Source organism: Aeromonas sp. 9A, from assembly GCF_963900955.1.
Lineage (GTDB): Bacteria > Pseudomonadota > Gammaproteobacteria > Enterobacterales > Aeromonadaceae > Aeromonas > Aeromonas salmonicida.
In genome coordinates this window covers 158,847-175,091 of the sequence record NZ_CAWRFG010000001.1, presented here as the reverse complement: position 1 = coordinate 175,091, position 16,245 = coordinate 158,847, and the positions used below count along the sequence as shown (strand labels likewise).

The following is a 16,245-nucleotide window of genomic DNA, read 5'->3' as shown; positions in this document are numbered from 1 at the left end:
GGAGATGGCGCCCGACAAGCCGGGCGCCATGAAACAAGGTGAAAAAGGTCAGTCCTGGGTCTGCAACACATCCTGCAGCAGGGTGAAGAGGTCGTCGATCTGGCTGCGCTCGATAATGAGCGGTGGCGACAGGGCGATAATGTCCCCTGTCACGCGAACCAGGGCCCCCTTCTCAAAGCAGCGCACGAACACCTCGTAGGCACGCTTGCCAGGGGCATCGGGCATGGATTCCAGCTCGATACCCGCCACCAGACCGTAGTTGCGCACATCCTTCACATGCTTGCAGCCCTTGAGGGAGTGGGCCGCCTCTTCCCAGTAGCCCGCCAGATCGGCGGCGCGGGTGAGCAGGTTCTCGTTGCGGTAGATGTCGAGGGTCGCCAGCGCGGCGGCGGCGGCCACCGGGTGACCCGAGTAGGTGTAGCCGTGGAACAGCTCGATGGCACCCTTGCCGGCAGCCATCATGTCGTCATAGATGTGCTTCTGCACCAGCACGGCTCCCATGGGGATGGCGCCATTGGTGAGCCCCTTGGCACAGGTGATCATGTCGGGAATGACATCGAACTCCTGTGCCGCGAAGGGGGAACCGAGGCGACCGAAGCCAGTGATCACCTCGTCGAAGATCAGCAGAATGCCGTGTTTGGTGCAGATCTCCCGCAGCCGCTTGAGGTAACCCTTGGGTGGCATGATGACACCGGTACTGCCGGCTATGGGCTCGACGATGACAGCCGCTATGTTGCTGGCATCGTGCAGGAAGACGATCTTCTCCAGCTCGTCGGCCAGGGTCACGTCTTCGTCGGGCAATCCCCTGGTGAAGGCATGCTTGGCAATATTGAGGGTGTGGGGCAGATGATCCACCCCGGTCAGCAGGGAGCCGAACCACTTGCGGTTGCCGGGGATCCCCCCCACAGAGATGCCGCCAAAGCCGACTCCATGATAGCCACGCTCGCGGCCAATCAGCCGGGTACGGGTGCCCTGACCACGGGCCCGCTGCCAGGCCAGCGCTATTTTCAGCGCCGTATCCACAGATTCGGAACCCGAGTTGGTATAGAAGACTTGACCGAACCCTTGGGGGGCTATCTCCACCAGCTGGTTGGCCAGCTCGAACGGCAGGGGATGCCCCATCTGGAACGTAGGAGCAAAATCGAGGTGGGAAATCTGCTGGGAAACCGCCTCGGCGATCTCGCGGCGACCATGGCCCGCGTTGCAACACCAGAGCCCGGCAGTGCCATCCAGTATCTTGCGGCCATCCTCTGAGTGATAATACATCCCCTCTGCCGACTTCAGGATGCGCGGCGCCGCCTTGAATTGCTGGTTGGCGGTGAACGGCATCCAGAAGGCGGACATGTCGGAGGGCGTATTGATGTCGCTGATCGGTTTCATGGTCACCTCATCCTTAAGGTGTTTAGTAACTATCGGCTTATGCCTATTAAATTAAACACCTGAATCCATAAAAAAGGGCTCAATATTGCCCTGCTTGGTGTCACCCCGACCGGGGTGGTATAAGATATTTAACACAATTTTAATAATAGTAAACAGTCAAGGAGTGTCTATTGATGGATATAGGTCACCGCCTCAAGGCGGTTCGCACCAAGGCGGCCCTCTCCCAGCGCGAGCTAGCCAAACGCTCCGGTGTGACCAACGGTTTTATCTCCCAGATCGAGAAGAATCAGGTGAGCCCCTCAGTGTCCTCGCTGCGCAAGGTACTCGAAGGCATTCCCATGTCTCTGGCCAGCTTCTTCACCGAAGAGACAGAGATGGGGACAGAGGTGATCTTCCGCGCCAGCGACATGCCGGATCTTGGCACCCATCCCATCAGCTACCGACTGGTGGGCCACAGCCGCGCCAACCGTGCCATCGGCATGATGCAGGAGATACTGCCGCCAGGCGCAGACACGGGTGACGACATGCTGAGCCACGAAGGGGAAGAGTGCGGCATCGTCATTCAGGGGACGGTCGAGGTGACCATTGGCGAGCAGATCCACCAGCTGGCACCGGGTGATGGCTACTACTTCGACAGCCGCACGCCGCACCGTTTTCGCAACGTGGGCGAGCAGGAGTGCGTGCTGATCTCGGCCAACACGCCTGCCAGTTTCTAAGTCGCCATTTGACAGGGTTCAGACTGATCTCGGGCAAATCACGCCGGCCAGTTTCCAAGCCGCCATTTGACAGAATTCGGGCTGATCTCGGGCAAATCAAGCCGGCCAGTTTCCAAGCCGCCGTTTGACAGAGTTCGGGCTGATCTCAAACAGATCACATCAGCCACACAGAGTCGCAAGGCAGTATCATTGAACAGTGTTCGAGCCGCTCTCAGGTAAAGCATCCCGGCCAGTTTCTGACGGGAACAGCCTCAGCTGTTTAATAAAATGTTACAGGATGGATTTACAAGCGGCGGTATGTTTAGCATATTGATACGCGGATACCAATTCTTTGCCGGTTCAAGGAGTGAACATGAGTGACCTGACTCTGGCCCAGTGGCAACACAAGGCCGCCCATCTGACCCTGCCCTCCCAAGCCTTCATCGACGGCAGCTACCGGGATGCCATCAATGGTGCCACCTTCGACTGCATCAACCCGGCCAACGGCAAGTTGCTGACCAAGGTCGCCGCCTGCGATGCCGCCGATGCCGAGCTGGCGGTGCAGGCCGCCCGCGCCGCCTTCGATGACAAACGCTGGAGCGGGCTGGCCCCGAAACAGCGCAAGCTGATCATGCAGCGCTTCGCCGACCTGATGCGTCTGAACAAGGTGGAGCTGGCACTGCTGGAGTCGCTGGACATGGGCAAGCCCATCAGCGATGCCATGGGGTATGACGCTCCCGCCGCCGCCAACTGCATCGCCTGGAACGCCGAAGCCATCGACAAGATCTACGATCAGGTCGCACCGGTGGAAGAGTCCGCCCTGGCGCTGGTGACCCGCGAGGCGCTTGGCGTGGTCGCCGCCATTGTGCCCTGGAACTTCCCGCTGGTGATGGCCTGCTGGAAGCTGGGCCCGGCGCTGGCGACCGGCAACTCCGTCATTCTCAAGCCCTCCGAGAAATCCCCTCTCACCGCCCTGCGCATCGCAGGTATCGCGAAAGAGGCGGGCATTCCGGATGGGGTCTTCAACGTGTTGCCGGGCTTTGGCCATACGGTGGGCGAGGCGCTGGCCATGCACATGGACGTGGATTGCATCACCTTCACCGGCTCCACCAAGATCGGCAAACATCTGGTGGAGTGCTCCGGCAAATCCAACCTCAAGCGCGCCTTTATGGAGTGCGGTGGCAAGAGCCCCAACATCATACTGGCGGATGCGCCGGACCTGGACGCCGCGGCCAAGAGTGCCGCCGGCGCCATCTTCTACAACCAGGGTGAGGTGTGTACCGCCGCCTCTCGCCTGCTGGTGCAAAACAGCATCAAGCCGCAATTTATGGAACGGTTGCTGGCCCATGCCCGCGAGTGGATTGCGGCCAACCCGATCGATCCCTCCACCCGCATCGGCGCCATGGTGGATAACATCCAGATGGAGCAGGTGCTGCGCTACATCGATATCGGCCAGCAGGAGGGCGCCAAGCTGCTGCTGGGGGGCAAGCGCACCAATATGGAGAGCGGTGGCTTCTACATCGAACCCACCATCTTCGACGAGGTGACGCCCGAGATGCGCATCTTCCGCGAGGAGATCTTCGGCCCTGTGCTGGCGGTAACCGGCTTCGATAACTTGGAAGAGGCGATAGCACTCGGCAACGACACCGACTACGGCCTGGCGGCGGCTATCTGGACCGCTGACCTCAACAAGGCGATCAAGGGCTCCCGCGCCCTGCGTGCCGGCACCGTCTTCGTCAACAACTGGGATGGCGGCGACATGACGATGCCGTTCGGCGGCTTCAAGCAATCCGGCAACGGCCGCGACAAGTCACTGCACGCCCTGGAGAAGTACACCGAGCTGAAAAGCACCTGGATCCAGCTCGAATAGCATCAGAAATGACGCTCATTCGTGAAATAGGGGGAGAAATCCTCCTTTTTCATTTTTGCCCTTTCATCGCCCGCCTCAATCGATATAATCGTCAAATAGACAAGCCCTTAAATATAAAGATAAAAATGCTATTTTTTCTGGGAAGTGTACTGTTTCTGGTGATAGGACTTCCCCTGCTGTTCTACCTCTTGGGGCAGGGTGAGGCCTATGTGACCTGGGGTCCGTGGATCTCCGCCATCGCACTCATGCTGTGGTTGCTGGTGGACGTCGAGAAGATCCGTCGTGGGCGTTGATCACTCCCACTCATTATCAACCAGTTGATCGGCAACCTGTTTTTGCAAACCCAAGTTCAATGGTGTCAGCCTCATCTTCAATCCAAATGGCCGGAATACCTGATCGACCGTCTTCATTGAAGGAGTGGCAGTATTGCGTTCGATTGCTGACAAGGTGCGTCGACTGATGCCAATTAGACTGGCATAGCCCTCCTGATCCATCCCTAGCATCTCTTTGCGCAACTTACGTAGCAGGTCGCCTTCGTGGATGACGCCACAATGCAACTTGACCAACAGTTCACGCAGCAGCTCCTCACGCTCCTCTATAGATAGTTTTTTCATCCTCATGCCCCCCACTGCTCAATCCAGACTGTCAGCCTTTCATCGAGCGTATTGAAATTGAATGTCGGCATAGTCAGGATGGAAACGGGTACTCCACGTCGAGCTAAGCGTTCCGGTAACCCCTTGAGCCTTAGTGCCAGCTCGGTCAACGATGCCAACAAGACGTCAGGCTCAACCCGGTGTGACAGACGTTGCGCAATGGCTACCCAATCAAACTGCCCTCCCTCTTCGAGCCCCAACCCCCACTGTGTCGTGCGACGGATCCCCTCTGGATCGGCTTTCATGGGGGCAAAGTCGTAGACTGGTGCGAGCCAGATCCCCTCGTCGCTCTTGAGCAATGCCGTATTGCGGCCATGGTTGTCCGAATTTCCAAAGACCACGTTGAGTAAGTCACGTCTGACCCACTCGATCACAAATGCAGAGCCGTTAAAACGAGTGTTGCGCTGTCGGGCCTCACCCTCCAGCATGGGCAGCAAGGTATCGAGAATATCCAGATGGTTAAGGTCCGAGCCTGGAGCTGCGTCCATCACGCTGTAGACAGATTCCACTCCGAAGCGAACCAATTTTTGCTCCTGCACCGCTACATCAAAGCGGGGAAGCCACAACGAAGGGTATCTGCTCCCTTCGTCAAGACGCATGCCATGAATCGGAATCGTATCGATCCCTAAGGCATTAAGTTCTTGATAATAGTGATACTCAGCTCTGAGGATATCCTGATCAATGGCGCTGCGATTGTTACGCGGGAACTTGACCAGATAGAAATCATCCAGGCAGTAGGGATCATCCTGAAAAGTGTCTATCCACACCTCCTGATTGCGATTTTGCCGCAACAACAGCTTGGGAGCCTCTCCACCGGCCCCAGTCGCACCACCGCTGGCGGCCCCCATCTGCTGGGCATATTCCAGAAAATCGGTATCACGTTCCAACACCATCGCCACAGGGAAGCGCAGTTGCGTGACCTGGCTCTGCTCGGGTATCTGAGCCGCGACTCTCTCTACAGCCTCCTTGATGCGCAAGTTTCCGATCGGAGCAATAGTACCGAGAGCCAGAAGGGTACGGTCTTGTCCCTCTTCACCCAAATGTCCGATGTCGAGCTGCCTGACCCAGTAACGGCGCGCACTACCCGCTGGCATAATGTCATCGAGAAAACGAAACCAGCCACCATCATGAGGGATCATCAGCTCAATGGGGTACCTCAAGGCACAGGCGTGCCATCCCTGTGTTTGGTGCAGATATTCAAGGGCATAATCAAACTCATAGGCGAGCCGGGCCGAACGTTTCCCTCCCTCATTCAGCCGCAAACGGGCTGCATCGCACCACCCCTTTCCACCATAAATCTGGATAGTCAGTTCCATCACACCTCGCCATGTGAATTATTTTGCTCAAAATTATGACGCCTTTTATATTATGAGAATTATATTACTCAAAACATAGATCCTTCAGTTTTTTTTGAGCAAAATAATTCACATAAAAACATGGTTCTTTGATCCCGCTACGGTACTCGTTACACTCATTGCCCTGTGATCTCCATCACCCCCCAACAAGCCATAAGGCAACATTCACGCATGCAGCAACAAGTTCAGCGTCAGGGCATCATCTATGCCTTGTGCGCCTATACCCTTTGGGGTCTCGCCCCCATCTATTTCAAAACCCTTTCCACCGTACCGGCTGCCGAAATCCTGACCCACCGCATGATCTGGTCCTGCGTTCTGCTGATGGTGCTGACCCTGCTCGGGCGCCAGTGGCACAAGGTGCAGGCCGTGCTGCGCCAGCCAAAAGTGCTGCTCACCCTGGCCTTCACTTCGGTCACCGTCGGCGGCAACTGGCTGCTCTTTATCTGGGCCATCAACAACGGCCACATGCTGGATGCGAGCCTCGGCTACTACATCAATCCGCTGTTCAACGTGCTGCTCGGCATGCTGTTTCTGAGCGAACAGCTGCGCCGCCTGCAGTGGTGGGCCGTGGGGCTGGCGGTGATCGGTGTCGCCGTCCAGCTCATCGCCTTCGGCTCCCTGCCCTGGATAGCCCTGGTACTGGCCTCGAGCTTTGCCATCTACGGCCTCATTCGCAAGAAGCTGGCCCTCGATGCCCTCACCGGCCTGCTGATCGAAACCATGATCATGCTGCCGCCAGCCGCCATCTACCTGTGGGGATTTGCCAACAGCCCCACCAGCCATATGACAGAGAACGACTGGCACCTCAATCTGTTGCTGATCGCCGCCGGAGCCGTCACCACGGCGCCCCTGCTCTGCTTCACCGCAGCTGCCACCCGCCTCAAGCTCTCCACCCTGGGTTTCTTCCAGTACATAGGCCCCAGCCTGATGTTCATACTGGCGGTGACTTTGTACGGGGAAGCGCTGACACCGGACAAGCTGATCACCTTCGGCTGCATCTGGAGTGCGCTTGTGCTGTTCAGCCTGGACGGACTGCGCAGCGGCAAGCGGCGTCGGGCTGCCAGTCAGGGTTGACGGCATGGCGCGTCGACACTGCAATAATCTACAAGCCAATATTCAGGTTTCAGGTTATCAATAGCCGATGAGCGCTCCCCAATCCCGCATCCACTACTGGCAATCCCGGCTGCTGCCGGGGGTTGAACTCTCCCACTCCCACCACAGGGAGTTCAGCTATGGCCGCCACGTTCACCTGGACTATCACATAGGTCTGGTGCAGCAGGGCGGCCAGAAATTCATCCACAAGGGCAGCAGCCACAATCTGGTGCGCGGCGAGCTCTCCACCGTCAACCCGGACGAGATGCACGACGGCCTCAGCCTGCTGCCGGAAGGGTACGAGGTGCGGGTATTTGCCATCGCCCCCGAACAGCTGGCGCGCTGGCTGCCGGACAGTCCCGAGCCCTTCTTCGACAAGGGCTTGCAGAGCCGTCCCGACCTCTATCAGGGCTTCGCCCGGCTGCACATGTATCTGGACGGTTCCGAGCCAGACGGTCTGCTGGCGGAGAGCCAGTTGCTGGGCCTGCTCGGCGAGCTGCTGCACATAGCGCCGGAGCGCCACGCCCTGGCGGACCCCCAACTCAGATACCTGCGCGACTATCTGCTGGCCCGACTGGATGAGCGCCACAGCCTGGAGGATCTGGCTGCCCTGTTCGGGCTGGATCGCTTCGCCTTCCTGCGTCAGTTCAAGAAGAAGACAGGCATGACCCCCTATGCCTGGCTCAAGCGACTGAGACTGGAGCAGGGCAAGCGCCTGCTCGGCAGCGGCCTGCCGGTAAGCGAGGTGGCGCTGGCGGTCGGCTTCTTCGATCAGAGCCACTTCCACCACGGTTTCCGGCAGGCATTCGGGCTGACCCCCGCCGATTACCGCCAGCAGATGCAGTCTTTTACGGGCCAGCCCGGCTAGCCAGGTCCATGACAGCCCAGCCCGGTCGATGACCGGCAGCAGATGCAATCTTTTACAATCGCCTCCCCGCCCTGATCCCCCATGCTGTCCCCTCATACAGTTATCGAGGTTTCACCATGTTCACCAGCCTGTTTCTGACCATAGGTCTCATCCACCTGATCGCCCTGGCGAGCCCTGGGCCGGACTTCGCGCTGATCTTGCGTACCAGCCTGCACAGGCCAACGGCACTGGGGGCTGCGCTCGGCATAGCACTCGCCATCTTGCTGCACGCCACCCTCAGCCTGACCGGCATCAGCCTGCTGATCGCTGAACATCCCTGGCTCTTCATGGCGGTGAAGGTGGTCGGCGCCCTCTATCTGGGTTGGCTCGGCTGGGGGGCGCTCAAGGCCGCCTGGCACAGCTCGGCAACTCTGGCCCTCAAGGCTGGCGGTGAGCAGCAGGGCTGGCGCAAGGGGATAGGGAGCGGGCTTGCCACCAATCTGCTCAATCCCAAGGCGCTGCTGTTCTTCATGGGACTGCTGGCGGCCATGGTGACGCCGCAGGTGGATGGGCTGACGCGCGGCCTGCTGGTGCTGGAGCTGTTCCTGCTCTCTCTGGTCTGGTTCGGCGTGCTGGCCTGGAGCCTCTCCACCCCGCGGGCCCAACGCCTGCTTGGCCGGATCCAGCGTCCACTCAATCTGGTCACGGGCCTGCTGTTCGGCGCCGTCAGCCTCTCCATCCTGACCGGCATGGCTGGCGAGGCCTATGCCCTGGTCCCGCACTGATCTCCTCCCGGCCCCATGAAAAAGAGGGATGGCCTGAGCCATCCCTCTTTGCATTCACTCGGATAAAGACCCGCGTGGCAATCTGGTTCACACCGGGCACCACCGATGGTGGTGCTTGATGACCAGGCTATCCCGTCAGAACCACTGACCATGGCGCTTGATGTAGATGGTCTTGATCGCCTGGGTCAGCCCCATGTAGGCCAGCATGGTGATCACCAGCCACATGAAGTACCTGGGCGCCTCAAGGGTGATGAAGCCGAAGTGCTCCGCCAGCGGCGAGAACGGCAGGTAGCAGCCGATGGCGATGGCGATGGAGGTCGACAACAGCACCGGCAAAGTGGCCGTGCTCTGCAGGAAGGGGATCTTCCGGGTCCGCAGCATGTGCACCACCAGGGTCTGGGAGACCAGCCCCTCGATGAACCAGCCCGAGTTCATGATGGCCTGACCATTGACCAGGGGATCCATGCTGCCGTTGGCGGTGGCATACATGGCGCCGGCACCGAACACGAACCACATCAGGCAGAAGGTGCTGATGTCGAACACTGAGGAGGTCGGGCCGAGCCACAGCATGAAGCGCTTGATGTTGCTGGCCTCCCACTTGCGCGGGCGCTTGAGGAACTCGGGATCCATCTTGTCCCAGGGCAGCAGCATCTGGGATACGTCATACACCAGGTTCTGGATCAGCATCTGCATCGCCAGCATGGGCGCCCAGGGCAGCCAGGCGGAGGCGACCAGCACCGAGAAGACGTTGCCGAAGTTGGAGCTGGCGGTCATGTTGAGGTACTTGAGGATGTTGCCGAAGGTCTCGCGTCCCTTTATCACCCCCTCTTCCAGCACCATCAGGCTCTTCTCAAGCAAGATGATGTCGGCCGTCTCCTTGGCGATGTCGGCGCCGCTGTCCACCGAGATCCCCACATCCGCATCCCGCAGCGCCGGGGCGTCATTGATGCCGTCACCGAGGAAACCGACCGTGTTGCCGTTGGCCTGCAATGCCTTCATCACCCGCGACTTCTGCAGCGGGGTGAGCTTGGCGAAGATGGTGGTGTGCTTGACGACTGCGCACAGGGCCACGTCGTCCATCACCTCTATGTCCTTGCCGAGCAGCGGCACCCCCGGGTTCAGCCCCACATCGCGACACACCTTGCTGGTGATGATGGGGTTGTCGCCGGTCAGCACCTTGACCGCCACGCCGTAGTCATTCAGCGCACGGATGGCCGGGGCGGCTGAATCCTTGGGCGGATCGAAGAAGGTGAGGAAGCCGCGCACCACCAGTCCGGCCTCGTCACTGGTGCGGTAGCTCTGCTTGCACTCGGCGGCCGGGATATCGCGGGTCGCCACTATCAGCACCCGATAACCGTCGGCGTTGTACTCCTCGCTGCGGCGCAGCAGGGCACGGCGCTCAATCTCATCCAGCTCGCGGATCTGCTTGCCGTCGTCGATGTGGCTGGAGACGGAGAGCATCTCCTCCACTGCCCCCTTGGAGACCATCAGCTGCTGGCCACTCTCATCCTGCACTATCACCGACAGGCGACGGCGCACGAAGTCGAACGGCAGTTCATCCACCTTGCTGTAGCCAGCCGGTTTGCAGCCCGCCCCCAGCGCATCGGCGTGCTCGATCACGGCTATGTCCATCAGGTTCTTCATGCCGCTCTGGTGATGACTGTTGAGCCAGGCCAGCTGCAGTATCCTGTCATCTCGGCTGCCGCGCACGTCGTAGTGGTGCTCCAGGATGATCTTGTCCTGGGTCAGGGTGCCTGTCTTGTCGGTGCAGAGCACGTCCATGGCACCAAAGTTCTGCACCGAGTTGAGCCGCTTGACCACCACCTTGCGTTTGGCCATGGCCACGGCGCCCCGCGCCAGGTTGGCGGAGACTATCATGGGCAGCATCTCCGGAGTCAGCCCCACCGCCACTGCCAGCGCGAAGGTCAGCGCCGACATCCAGTCACCACTGCTGACGCCGCTCAGCATGAAGACCACGGGCACCATCACCAGCATGAAGCGGATCAGCAGCCGGGTGACGCTGTTCACACCCCGATCGAAGCTGGTTTCGATGCGCTTGTGGCTCACCACGTTGCGGGCCAGCGAACCGAAGTAGGTGTCGCTGCCGGTCGCCACCACCACCGCCTTGGCGGTGCCGCTCACCACGTTGGTGCCCATGAAGCAGATGTTGGGCAGGTCGAGCAGGCCCACCTCTCCCGTGCTGCTGCCGTCCGCCGACTTCTCGGCCACGGCCCCCAGGGTGTCGTACTTCTCCACCGGCAGCGCTTCACCGGTCAACACCGCCTGACTGATGAAGAGATCGCGGGATTCGATCAGCTTGATGTCGGCAGGGATCATGTCCCCCGCCTGCAGGTGCACTATGTCACCGGCCACCAGCTCGACCATCGCCACCTCCTTGCGCAGGGAGGGGGCCCCCGGCGAAGGGCGGCGCAGCACGGTGGCGGTGTTGCGCACCAGCGACTTGAGGGTTTCGGCCGCCTTGGCCGAGCGGTACTCCTGCCAGAAGCGGAGCAGGCCGCTCAGGCTGACCATGACGCCGAGGATGATCACCTTGACCCAATCCTCGTCACCCGGCTCGGCCATCAGCACGTCCATCACGTAGCTGACCAGTCCGAGCACGATCAGCACCATCACGAAGGGGTTCTTGAACGCCTGCATCAGCTGGATCAGCGGATGGGGCGGTTTGTCGTGGGTCACCTCGTTGGGGCCGAACTGGACCAGACGGTTGGCCGCCTCGGTCGAGGTCAGGCCGTCGATATTGCCGCGCACGGCAGTGAGGGTGTATTCGAGGGACTTGTCGGCCTCGTCGAGCACCCGTGAGGAGAGCTTCTCATTGGCACGGCCCGGGGAGACGAATCCCTTTTGCTTGTGCCGGCTGGCGGTATGTTGTTGCTTCATAAGTCTTTATCCTGATTTTCGCTTGCAGCAAGGCCCTGACGCGGGCCAGGCCAGGCGTCAGTTCTAATGTGAGACAGGCAATGGGCCCCGGTTGGTGCAGGCGCAGCATGGCGCCGCCAGACGATATGTCTGTCGGGCACGCTTGCCAGCAGGTAGGGGGCTCTCAGGGATCAGGACTCCGCATCCTGTTACCCGCAGGGGATCAGGCGTGGGGAGGCGTGGACCCCGAGGGTCGAGGCTTGGGCTCTTCGGTCATACGATATCCTCCGAGTGGGGTGGAGAGAGGGCCGTGCGCGGCCACTGACAGCCAGATACACTGTCGTTGGCGAGCATGACCCACGGGTCTGTATTATCGGCGGACGAGTCCGGTGATCCCGCCACCAGAGCGGCATACACCCATAAAGGAAATAAGGATAACGACAGCTTGAAATAACTGGATGCCGGGCAGGGAATAATATCAGCGATGCCGGGCGGGTGAAGATAACGGAGAAAACCGCGCCCCATGGAAATATTACGGCGCAACCTTTGCCACGACCGAAATATATTGAGCAATCACGTCAATTATTTTATTTCGCAACCTGTCCTATCGAAAACGAATCTGTTTTCAATATGGCATTGTCCATCTTGTTATTTTACGCTCGATCACTTCCCGGCCACGGTACGGATGCACGGTTCCGACGCTGTGGCGGCCCTGACGGGCAGCACCCGGGGCGCATGATGAAGCGTTCAATTGCAGGGTCGCGAGGCGGCATGGCTCGCAGATGGGCGGAACAATCCAGATTTACAACGGTAATCCCTGATGAAGGCCGGGATTAAGCGGTTGTGAGAGTCGAAGATGACTCATATAAATGCTGCACTCTATGCTGCACTCTGAGCAATCAGAGTGAGGGGGAAGAAAGGATATCAACCTCAGCTCTGGCAAGCCCACATCGCGATTTGCAATCGGCTACAACTGTCGCTTTCCATAATATCCTTCCATCTGTTGATAACACGCCGAGATTCTACCCAAAAGCATTCGATGGCGCAAAATTTAAATTCATCTTTTTCCATTTAATTAGTTTCACACTCGTCACACCATTATTTCCCACCCCTGAAATAGATTCATACTCATTTCGCCATGTGCCCTTGCCAGGAATTGATCTGGATAGGGTTTCGCTTTCATTTTCCGCCACAGGCACGGATCCGCGCTGGAATCGGACTCAATGTGGGAATAGGATGCACGGCTTCCACTCACACATGACGCACAGGAAACAACAAGATGAATCGAAAATGGTCGCTCCCCATCGTGGCAATCGCGGGGGGAGCGTTACTCTGGCTCGGCAACACCTTTGGTATGAAATGGGCCCTGATGGCCCTGTTAGGATTCGGCTTCGGCTTCACCCTCTCCTTCAGCCGCTTCGGCATCGTCTTCGGTTGGCGCGAAATGCTGACCAAGCGCAACAGCTACTATGTGCGGGTTCACCTGCTCACCATCGCCATCGAAATTCTGCTGTTCACCTGCTTCCTCTCCTTTAGCCACGCCCTGTTTGGCGACGCCATGGTGGGCAACGTGATGGCCATCGGCATTCCCTTCATCGTCGGCGCCTTCCTGTTCGGCATCGGCATGCAGCTGGCGGGCGTCTGCGCCACCGGCACCCTCTACTGCTGCGGCGAGGGGCAACCCCGCTTCTGGCTGGTGCTGATTTGCTACGGCATCGGCACCCTGATCAGCAACCAGTTCCGCCCCGAGCTGGAAGCTACCTTCTCCAGCCATGTAGTGCTGGCCAAGGATCTGACCGGCAATCTCTGGAGCGGCATGCTGCTCAACCTGGCGCTGGTCGCCGTGCTCTTCCTGCTGTTTCGCAAGAGCGAACTCAAACGCACCGGCGAGCTCAAGCCCCTCTTCAGCGGTGGCAACCTGTTCTGGCGCGACGGCCGCTTCACCGTGCTGACCGGCGGCATCCTCATCGCCCTGCTCAACTCCTCCGTGGTCGCCCTGCACGGCTCGGCCTGGACCATCACCGGCGCCGTCTATGACATGGCGCTGCGCGGCGCCTCCCTGTTCGGCCTGTTCGAGGGGAACCCGAAACTGGCGCAGCCACTCTTTATCAACCCCATGGTCGGCATGTTCTGGCTGGGGATCCTGGGGGCCATGCTGGCGCGCTGCATCAGCGGTGGCGGCAACTTCGCCCCGATGCGGCTCGGCAACAGCCTGGCATCCATCCTGGGCGGCCTGCTGATGGGGATGGGCGCCATGTACAGCGCCTGCAACCTGGGTGGCTTCTTCGACGGTACGGCGTCGGGCAGCCTGCACGGCTGGGTCTGGATGCTGATGGCCCTGGCCGGCAGCTTGATCGGCATTCGCCTGCGGCCGCTGTTCAAGCTCTGATCTACTTTCCATCCATATAAACAACAACGGGGGCCAAGCCCCCGTTGTTGTTTTGGCAAACGCCCCACCCCGGCATGGGGCGTCAGGCCGGCGCCATGCTCTCGATACGGTGGCAATGCAATCGCACCGAGGGATCACCAAAGTCCAGGTGATAAACAGAGTGACCAGCGTGCAAGGTTACCTCGGTTGCCCGGGTGGCGTGAAAGTACGGCGAGCGTTCGGCGAGCAGGGCCAGCCCCTGCTCGAAAAATTGCAGCATGGAGAGCCCCATGCCGTGATCCATGTTGCGAATGAAGTTGCCATCAATGCTGGACTCATCGAACAGGACCAACTCGGCGTTGAAGCCCCGCGCCAGCATGGCTCGCGCCATGGCCAGTTTTGCCTCGGTGGGGGCGATGGGATCATGGATGGCGTGCACCATGAGACAGAAGGTGGCCACCCCTCCTTGCGCCGCCATCTGATCGAGCTGGGAGGCACTGAAGGAGCGGATGATGAAGGCATCCACGTCAAACTCATGAGGGTGCCCGGCCACCATCCGCCAGGGAGAACACACGCACAACGCCAGCTCCACACCTCCTTGCAAAGTACACTGGTACTCCACCGCCCCTATATCCCGCCCTACCACATACGCCAGATTGGGCTCGGCCCAGGAGGAGTTGTCGAACAGGGCACGGGCATAACCGGGGCGAAACTTGTTGACCATTTGCGCCAGATAGCCGCCATAGGAAGATCCCACCAATATCAGGTTGTCGCGATTGCCATTGTAACGGCACATGGCATCTTCGATGGCGTTGAGGATATCGAGCGCCGCCATCACACCGAAGTTCTGGTAGGCGCCGTCGGGGGCGTGAGCAAACCATGAAAACGCAGCGGCTCGCGCGGCCGGAAACAGTCCAGCGCCCGCAGCAGGTCACTGTCTGCCGTCTCTGGTGACAATCCCAGCAAGGTGAGGGCTCGTGCCCGCTCGTCCGGCAGCAACGAGATACTTGCCCCTACTGACGGTCGCGACCGCATGCAAAAATAGTCGACGCAGAGGGCAGCCATGCCGTGGTGGCCGGCCACCTTCTCGCAAAATACCTCGCTATAAGCACCCAGATCGCCGCCAAATCCCGGTATATAGACCACAATCCCCGCGCTGGCCATCTCGGAGCCATGGATCCGGTAGCGCACCTTGCGCTCGCCGCAGAGCCCCAGCTCGGCATCGCGGTGACCAGCCACGCTGTGTTCGTAATAGGACACTATGTCTACCTCATAGACGGCGATGCAACCCGCATCGCCTCGACCATTCCAGACTGGGTCTTGGCTATCGCCATGCAATTCCCCCCAAAAGAACCGAGCATGCTGTATTACGAGCGTCAATAGAATCTGATTTTCACTGAGCCTACGTCTGGGAGGATAGAAGGGAACCCAGGCTAGCCCAGCCGCTCTTTATCAACTCCATGTCGGCATATTCTGGCTGGGGAGCCTGGGGGCGAGGCTGGCATCGGCAGCCGCCTGCGGCCGCTGTTCAAGCTCTAATGAAGTAACGGGATGGCGCACAAGTGCGCCATCCCGTTGAAATACCTTTCCTTATGTCCCGGCCTGATGGCTGCGGAGCTGGTGTCATACCAACAGCTCTCTCCTTTACTTCAGCCCAGCGCCCTCATCAGCAGCAGGATTGCGAAGCCGGTGAACATCACGGCCGACAACCGGTTGATACCTCTGGCGAAACGCTCGCCATACCCCTGCAAGCCCACCCAGCGAAACACCAGACAGTAGCCGCCGTGTACCACCAACACAACGGCGCTGAAGGTCAGCGCCAGCAGCATGCACTGGCCCAGCGCCCCCTGACGAAAATCGATGAACTGGGGAAACAGGCTGGTGAAGAAAATGATCGCCTTGGGATTGAGCAGGCTGATTAGCGCACCCTTGGCGAAACTGCGGCCGCAATCCCGATCGGTCGAGGCCCCGACGACCGGGCTGACCGCGCGCTGGCGCCAGGAGTTCACCCCCAGATAGAGCAGATAGAGAGCGCCCCCCAGGGTGAGAATCTGCTGTCCCTCGGCCAGCCAGCCGGTAAACCAGAGCACTGCCAGCGAGGCCAGGGTCGCCACCAGCAGGATCCCTACCGCCACCCCGACAAAACCGGCGATGGCGTGGCGGGTCCCCCGGGTCAGGGTGTTGCCTATGGTGTAGATCACCGCAGGCCCGGGGCTGAGCACAGTCCCCACGGCGAGCAGCAGGTAGAGGGCGTAATATTCGAGACTCATCACAGGGCATTCCATGGTCGGTGTGGTGCCGCCCAGTATATTGACAGCCGCTT

14 protein-coding genes are annotated in these 16,245 nt (G+C 59.8%); 7 read left to right on the top strand and 7 right to left on the bottom strand.

What is annotated here, in order from left to right; genetic code table 11:
• Positions 1–48: 48 nt before the first annotated feature.
• Positions 49–1,380: an aspartate aminotransferase family protein gene (locus AACX78_RS00820; protein ID WP_159165129.1), complete on the bottom strand. Its 1,332-nt coding sequence runs from the start codon at positions 1,378–1,380 to the stop codon at positions 49–51.
• A 173-nt stretch (positions 1,381–1,553) separates the two neighbouring features.
• On the opposite strand from AACX78_RS00820, the gene AACX78_RS00815 reads away from it, so the two are divergent.
• The 3 genes from AACX78_RS00815 to AACX78_RS00805 all read left to right on the top strand — a co-directional run bounded on the left by AACX78_RS00815 (position 1,554) and on the right by AACX78_RS00805 (position 4,238).
• Complete coding sequence (locus AACX78_RS00815) at positions 1,554–2,096, top strand: cupin domain-containing protein (RefSeq protein ID WP_005319966.1); 543 nt, start codon at positions 1,554–1,556, stop codon at positions 2,094–2,096.
• A gap of 352 nt (positions 2,097–2,448) precedes the next feature.
• On the top strand, positions 2,449–3,945 hold the full coding sequence (locus AACX78_RS00810; RefSeq protein ID WP_159165128.1) for an aldehyde dehydrogenase: 1,497 nt from the start codon (positions 2,449–2,451) through the stop codon (positions 3,943–3,945).
• A 125-nt stretch (positions 3,946–4,070) separates the two neighbouring features.
• Entirely contained in the window at positions 4,071–4,238 is a 168-nt protein-coding gene (locus AACX78_RS00805) for a hypothetical protein (protein ID WP_193557867.1), read from the top strand.
• On the opposite strand, the gene AACX78_RS00800 is transcribed toward AACX78_RS00805, so the two are convergent.
• Both AACX78_RS00800 and AACX78_RS00795 read right to left on the bottom strand, forming a co-directional pair.
• On the bottom strand, positions 4,239–4,559 hold the full coding sequence (locus tag AACX78_RS00800) for a helix-turn-helix transcriptional regulator (protein ID WP_236556276.1): 321 nt from the start codon (positions 4,557–4,559) through the stop codon (positions 4,239–4,241).
• Positions 4,560–4,561: 2 nt separating this feature from the next.
• The gene (locus AACX78_RS00795; RefSeq protein WP_159165126.1) at positions 4,562–5,914 is read right to left on the bottom strand and encodes a type II toxin-antitoxin system HipA family toxin; all 1,353 of its coding nucleotides are present in this window, start codon (positions 5,912–5,914) and stop codon (positions 4,562–4,564) included.
• Between the two features lie 210 nt (positions 5,915–6,124).
• Between AACX78_RS00795 and rarD the strand changes: the two genes are divergently transcribed.
• From rarD to AACX78_RS00780, 3 genes are all read left to right on the top strand, one after another.
• Entirely contained in the window at positions 6,125–7,027 is a 903-nt protein-coding gene (rarD, locus tag AACX78_RS00790) for an EamA family transporter RarD (protein ID WP_159165125.1), read from the top strand.
• Between the two features lie 67 nt (positions 7,028–7,094).
• A complete protein-coding gene (locus AACX78_RS00785) occupies positions 7,095–7,913 on the top strand; it encodes an AraC family transcriptional regulator (RefSeq protein WP_159165124.1) in 819 nt (272 codons plus the stop codon).
• A gap of 116 nt (positions 7,914–8,029) precedes the next feature.
• The gene (locus AACX78_RS00780) at positions 8,030–8,677 is read left to right on the top strand and encodes a LysE family translocator (protein WP_005319980.1); all 648 of its coding nucleotides are present in this window, start codon (positions 8,030–8,032) and stop codon (positions 8,675–8,677) included.
• Between the two features lie 135 nt (positions 8,678–8,812).
• Here AACX78_RS00780 and mgtA read toward each other — a convergent pair whose 3' ends face one another.
• A complete protein-coding gene (gene mgtA, locus AACX78_RS00775) occupies positions 8,813–11,575 on the bottom strand; it encodes a magnesium-translocating P-type ATPase (RefSeq protein WP_159165123.1) in 2,763 nt (920 codons plus the stop codon).
• Positions 11,576–12,908: 1,333 nt separating this feature from the next.
• On the opposite strand from mgtA, the gene AACX78_RS00770 reads away from it, so the two are divergent.
• Complete coding sequence (locus AACX78_RS00770; RefSeq protein WP_099994689.1) at positions 12,909–13,943, top strand: YeeE/YedE thiosulfate transporter family protein; 1,035 nt, start codon at positions 12,909–12,911, stop codon at positions 13,941–13,943.
• 82 nt (positions 13,944–14,025) lie between these two features.
• On the opposite strand, the gene AACX78_RS00765 is transcribed toward AACX78_RS00770, so the two are convergent.
• From AACX78_RS00765 to AACX78_RS00755, 3 genes are all read right to left on the bottom strand, one after another.
• Complete coding sequence (locus AACX78_RS00765) at positions 14,026–14,757, bottom strand: DUF2920 family protein (protein WP_265342320.1); 732 nt, start codon at positions 14,755–14,757, stop codon at positions 14,026–14,028.
• Positions 14,757–15,182, bottom strand: a complete 426-nt coding sequence (locus AACX78_RS00760) for a DUF2920 family protein (RefSeq protein ID WP_265342319.1) — start codon at positions 15,180–15,182, stop codon at positions 14,757–14,759. Before AACX78_RS00760 ends, AACX78_RS00765 begins: the two co-directional genes overlap by 1 nt.
• 389 nt (positions 15,183–15,571) lie before the next feature.
• Positions 15,572–16,192, bottom strand: coding sequence for a LysE family translocator (locus AACX78_RS00755; RefSeq protein WP_159165122.1), 621 nt, complete (start codon positions 16,190–16,192; stop codon positions 15,572–15,574).
• Between the last annotated feature and the right edge of the window lie 53 nt (positions 16,193–16,245).

What these genes read in the sequence shown, in the direction of transcription:
- AACX78_RS00795 (WP_159165126.1), bottom strand. Translation starts at nt 5,914, where the DNA reads ATGGAACTGACTATCCAGATTTATGGTGGAAAGGGGTGGTGCGATGCA.
- AACX78_RS00785 (WP_159165124.1), top strand. Translation starts at nt 7,095, where the DNA reads ATGAGCGCTCCCCAATCCCGCATCCACTACTGGCAATCCCGGCTGCTG.
- AACX78_RS00805 (WP_193557867.1), top strand. Translation starts at nt 4,071, where the DNA reads ATGCTATTTTTTCTGGGAAGTGTACTGTTTCTGGTGATAGGACTTCCC.
- AACX78_RS00770 (WP_099994689.1), top strand. Translation starts at nt 12,909, where the DNA reads ATGAAATGGGCCCTGATGGCCCTGTTAGGATTCGGCTTCGGCTTCACC.
- rarD (WP_159165125.1), top strand. Translation starts at nt 6,125, where the DNA reads ATGCAGCAACAAGTTCAGCGTCAGGGCATCATCTATGCCTTGTGCGCC.
- AACX78_RS00815 (WP_005319966.1), top strand. Translation starts at nt 1,554, where the DNA reads ATGGATATAGGTCACCGCCTCAAGGCGGTTCGCACCAAGGCGGCCCTC.
- AACX78_RS00800 (WP_236556276.1), bottom strand. Translation starts at nt 4,559, where the DNA reads ATGAAAAAACTATCTATAGAGGAGCGTGAGGAGCTGCTGCGTGAACTG.
- AACX78_RS00765 (WP_265342320.1), bottom strand. Translation starts at nt 14,757, where the DNA reads ATGGCGGCGCTCGATATCCTCAACGCCATCGAAGATGCCATGTGCCGT.
- AACX78_RS00780 (WP_005319980.1), top strand. Translation starts at nt 8,030, where the DNA reads ATGTTCACCAGCCTGTTTCTGACCATAGGTCTCATCCACCTGATCGCC.
- AACX78_RS00755 (WP_159165122.1), bottom strand. Translation starts at nt 16,192, where the DNA reads ATGAGTCTCGAATATTACGCCCTCTACCTGCTGCTCGCCGTGGGGACT.
- mgtA (WP_159165123.1), bottom strand. Translation starts at nt 11,575, where the DNA reads ATGAAGCAACAACATACCGCCAGCCGGCACAAGCAAAAGGGATTCGTC.
- AACX78_RS00820 (WP_159165129.1), bottom strand. Translation starts at nt 1,380, where the DNA reads ATGAAACCGATCAGCGACATCAATACGCCCTCCGACATGTCCGCCTTC.
- AACX78_RS00810 (WP_159165128.1), top strand. Translation starts at nt 2,449, where the DNA reads ATGAGTGACCTGACTCTGGCCCAGTGGCAACACAAGGCCGCCCATCTG.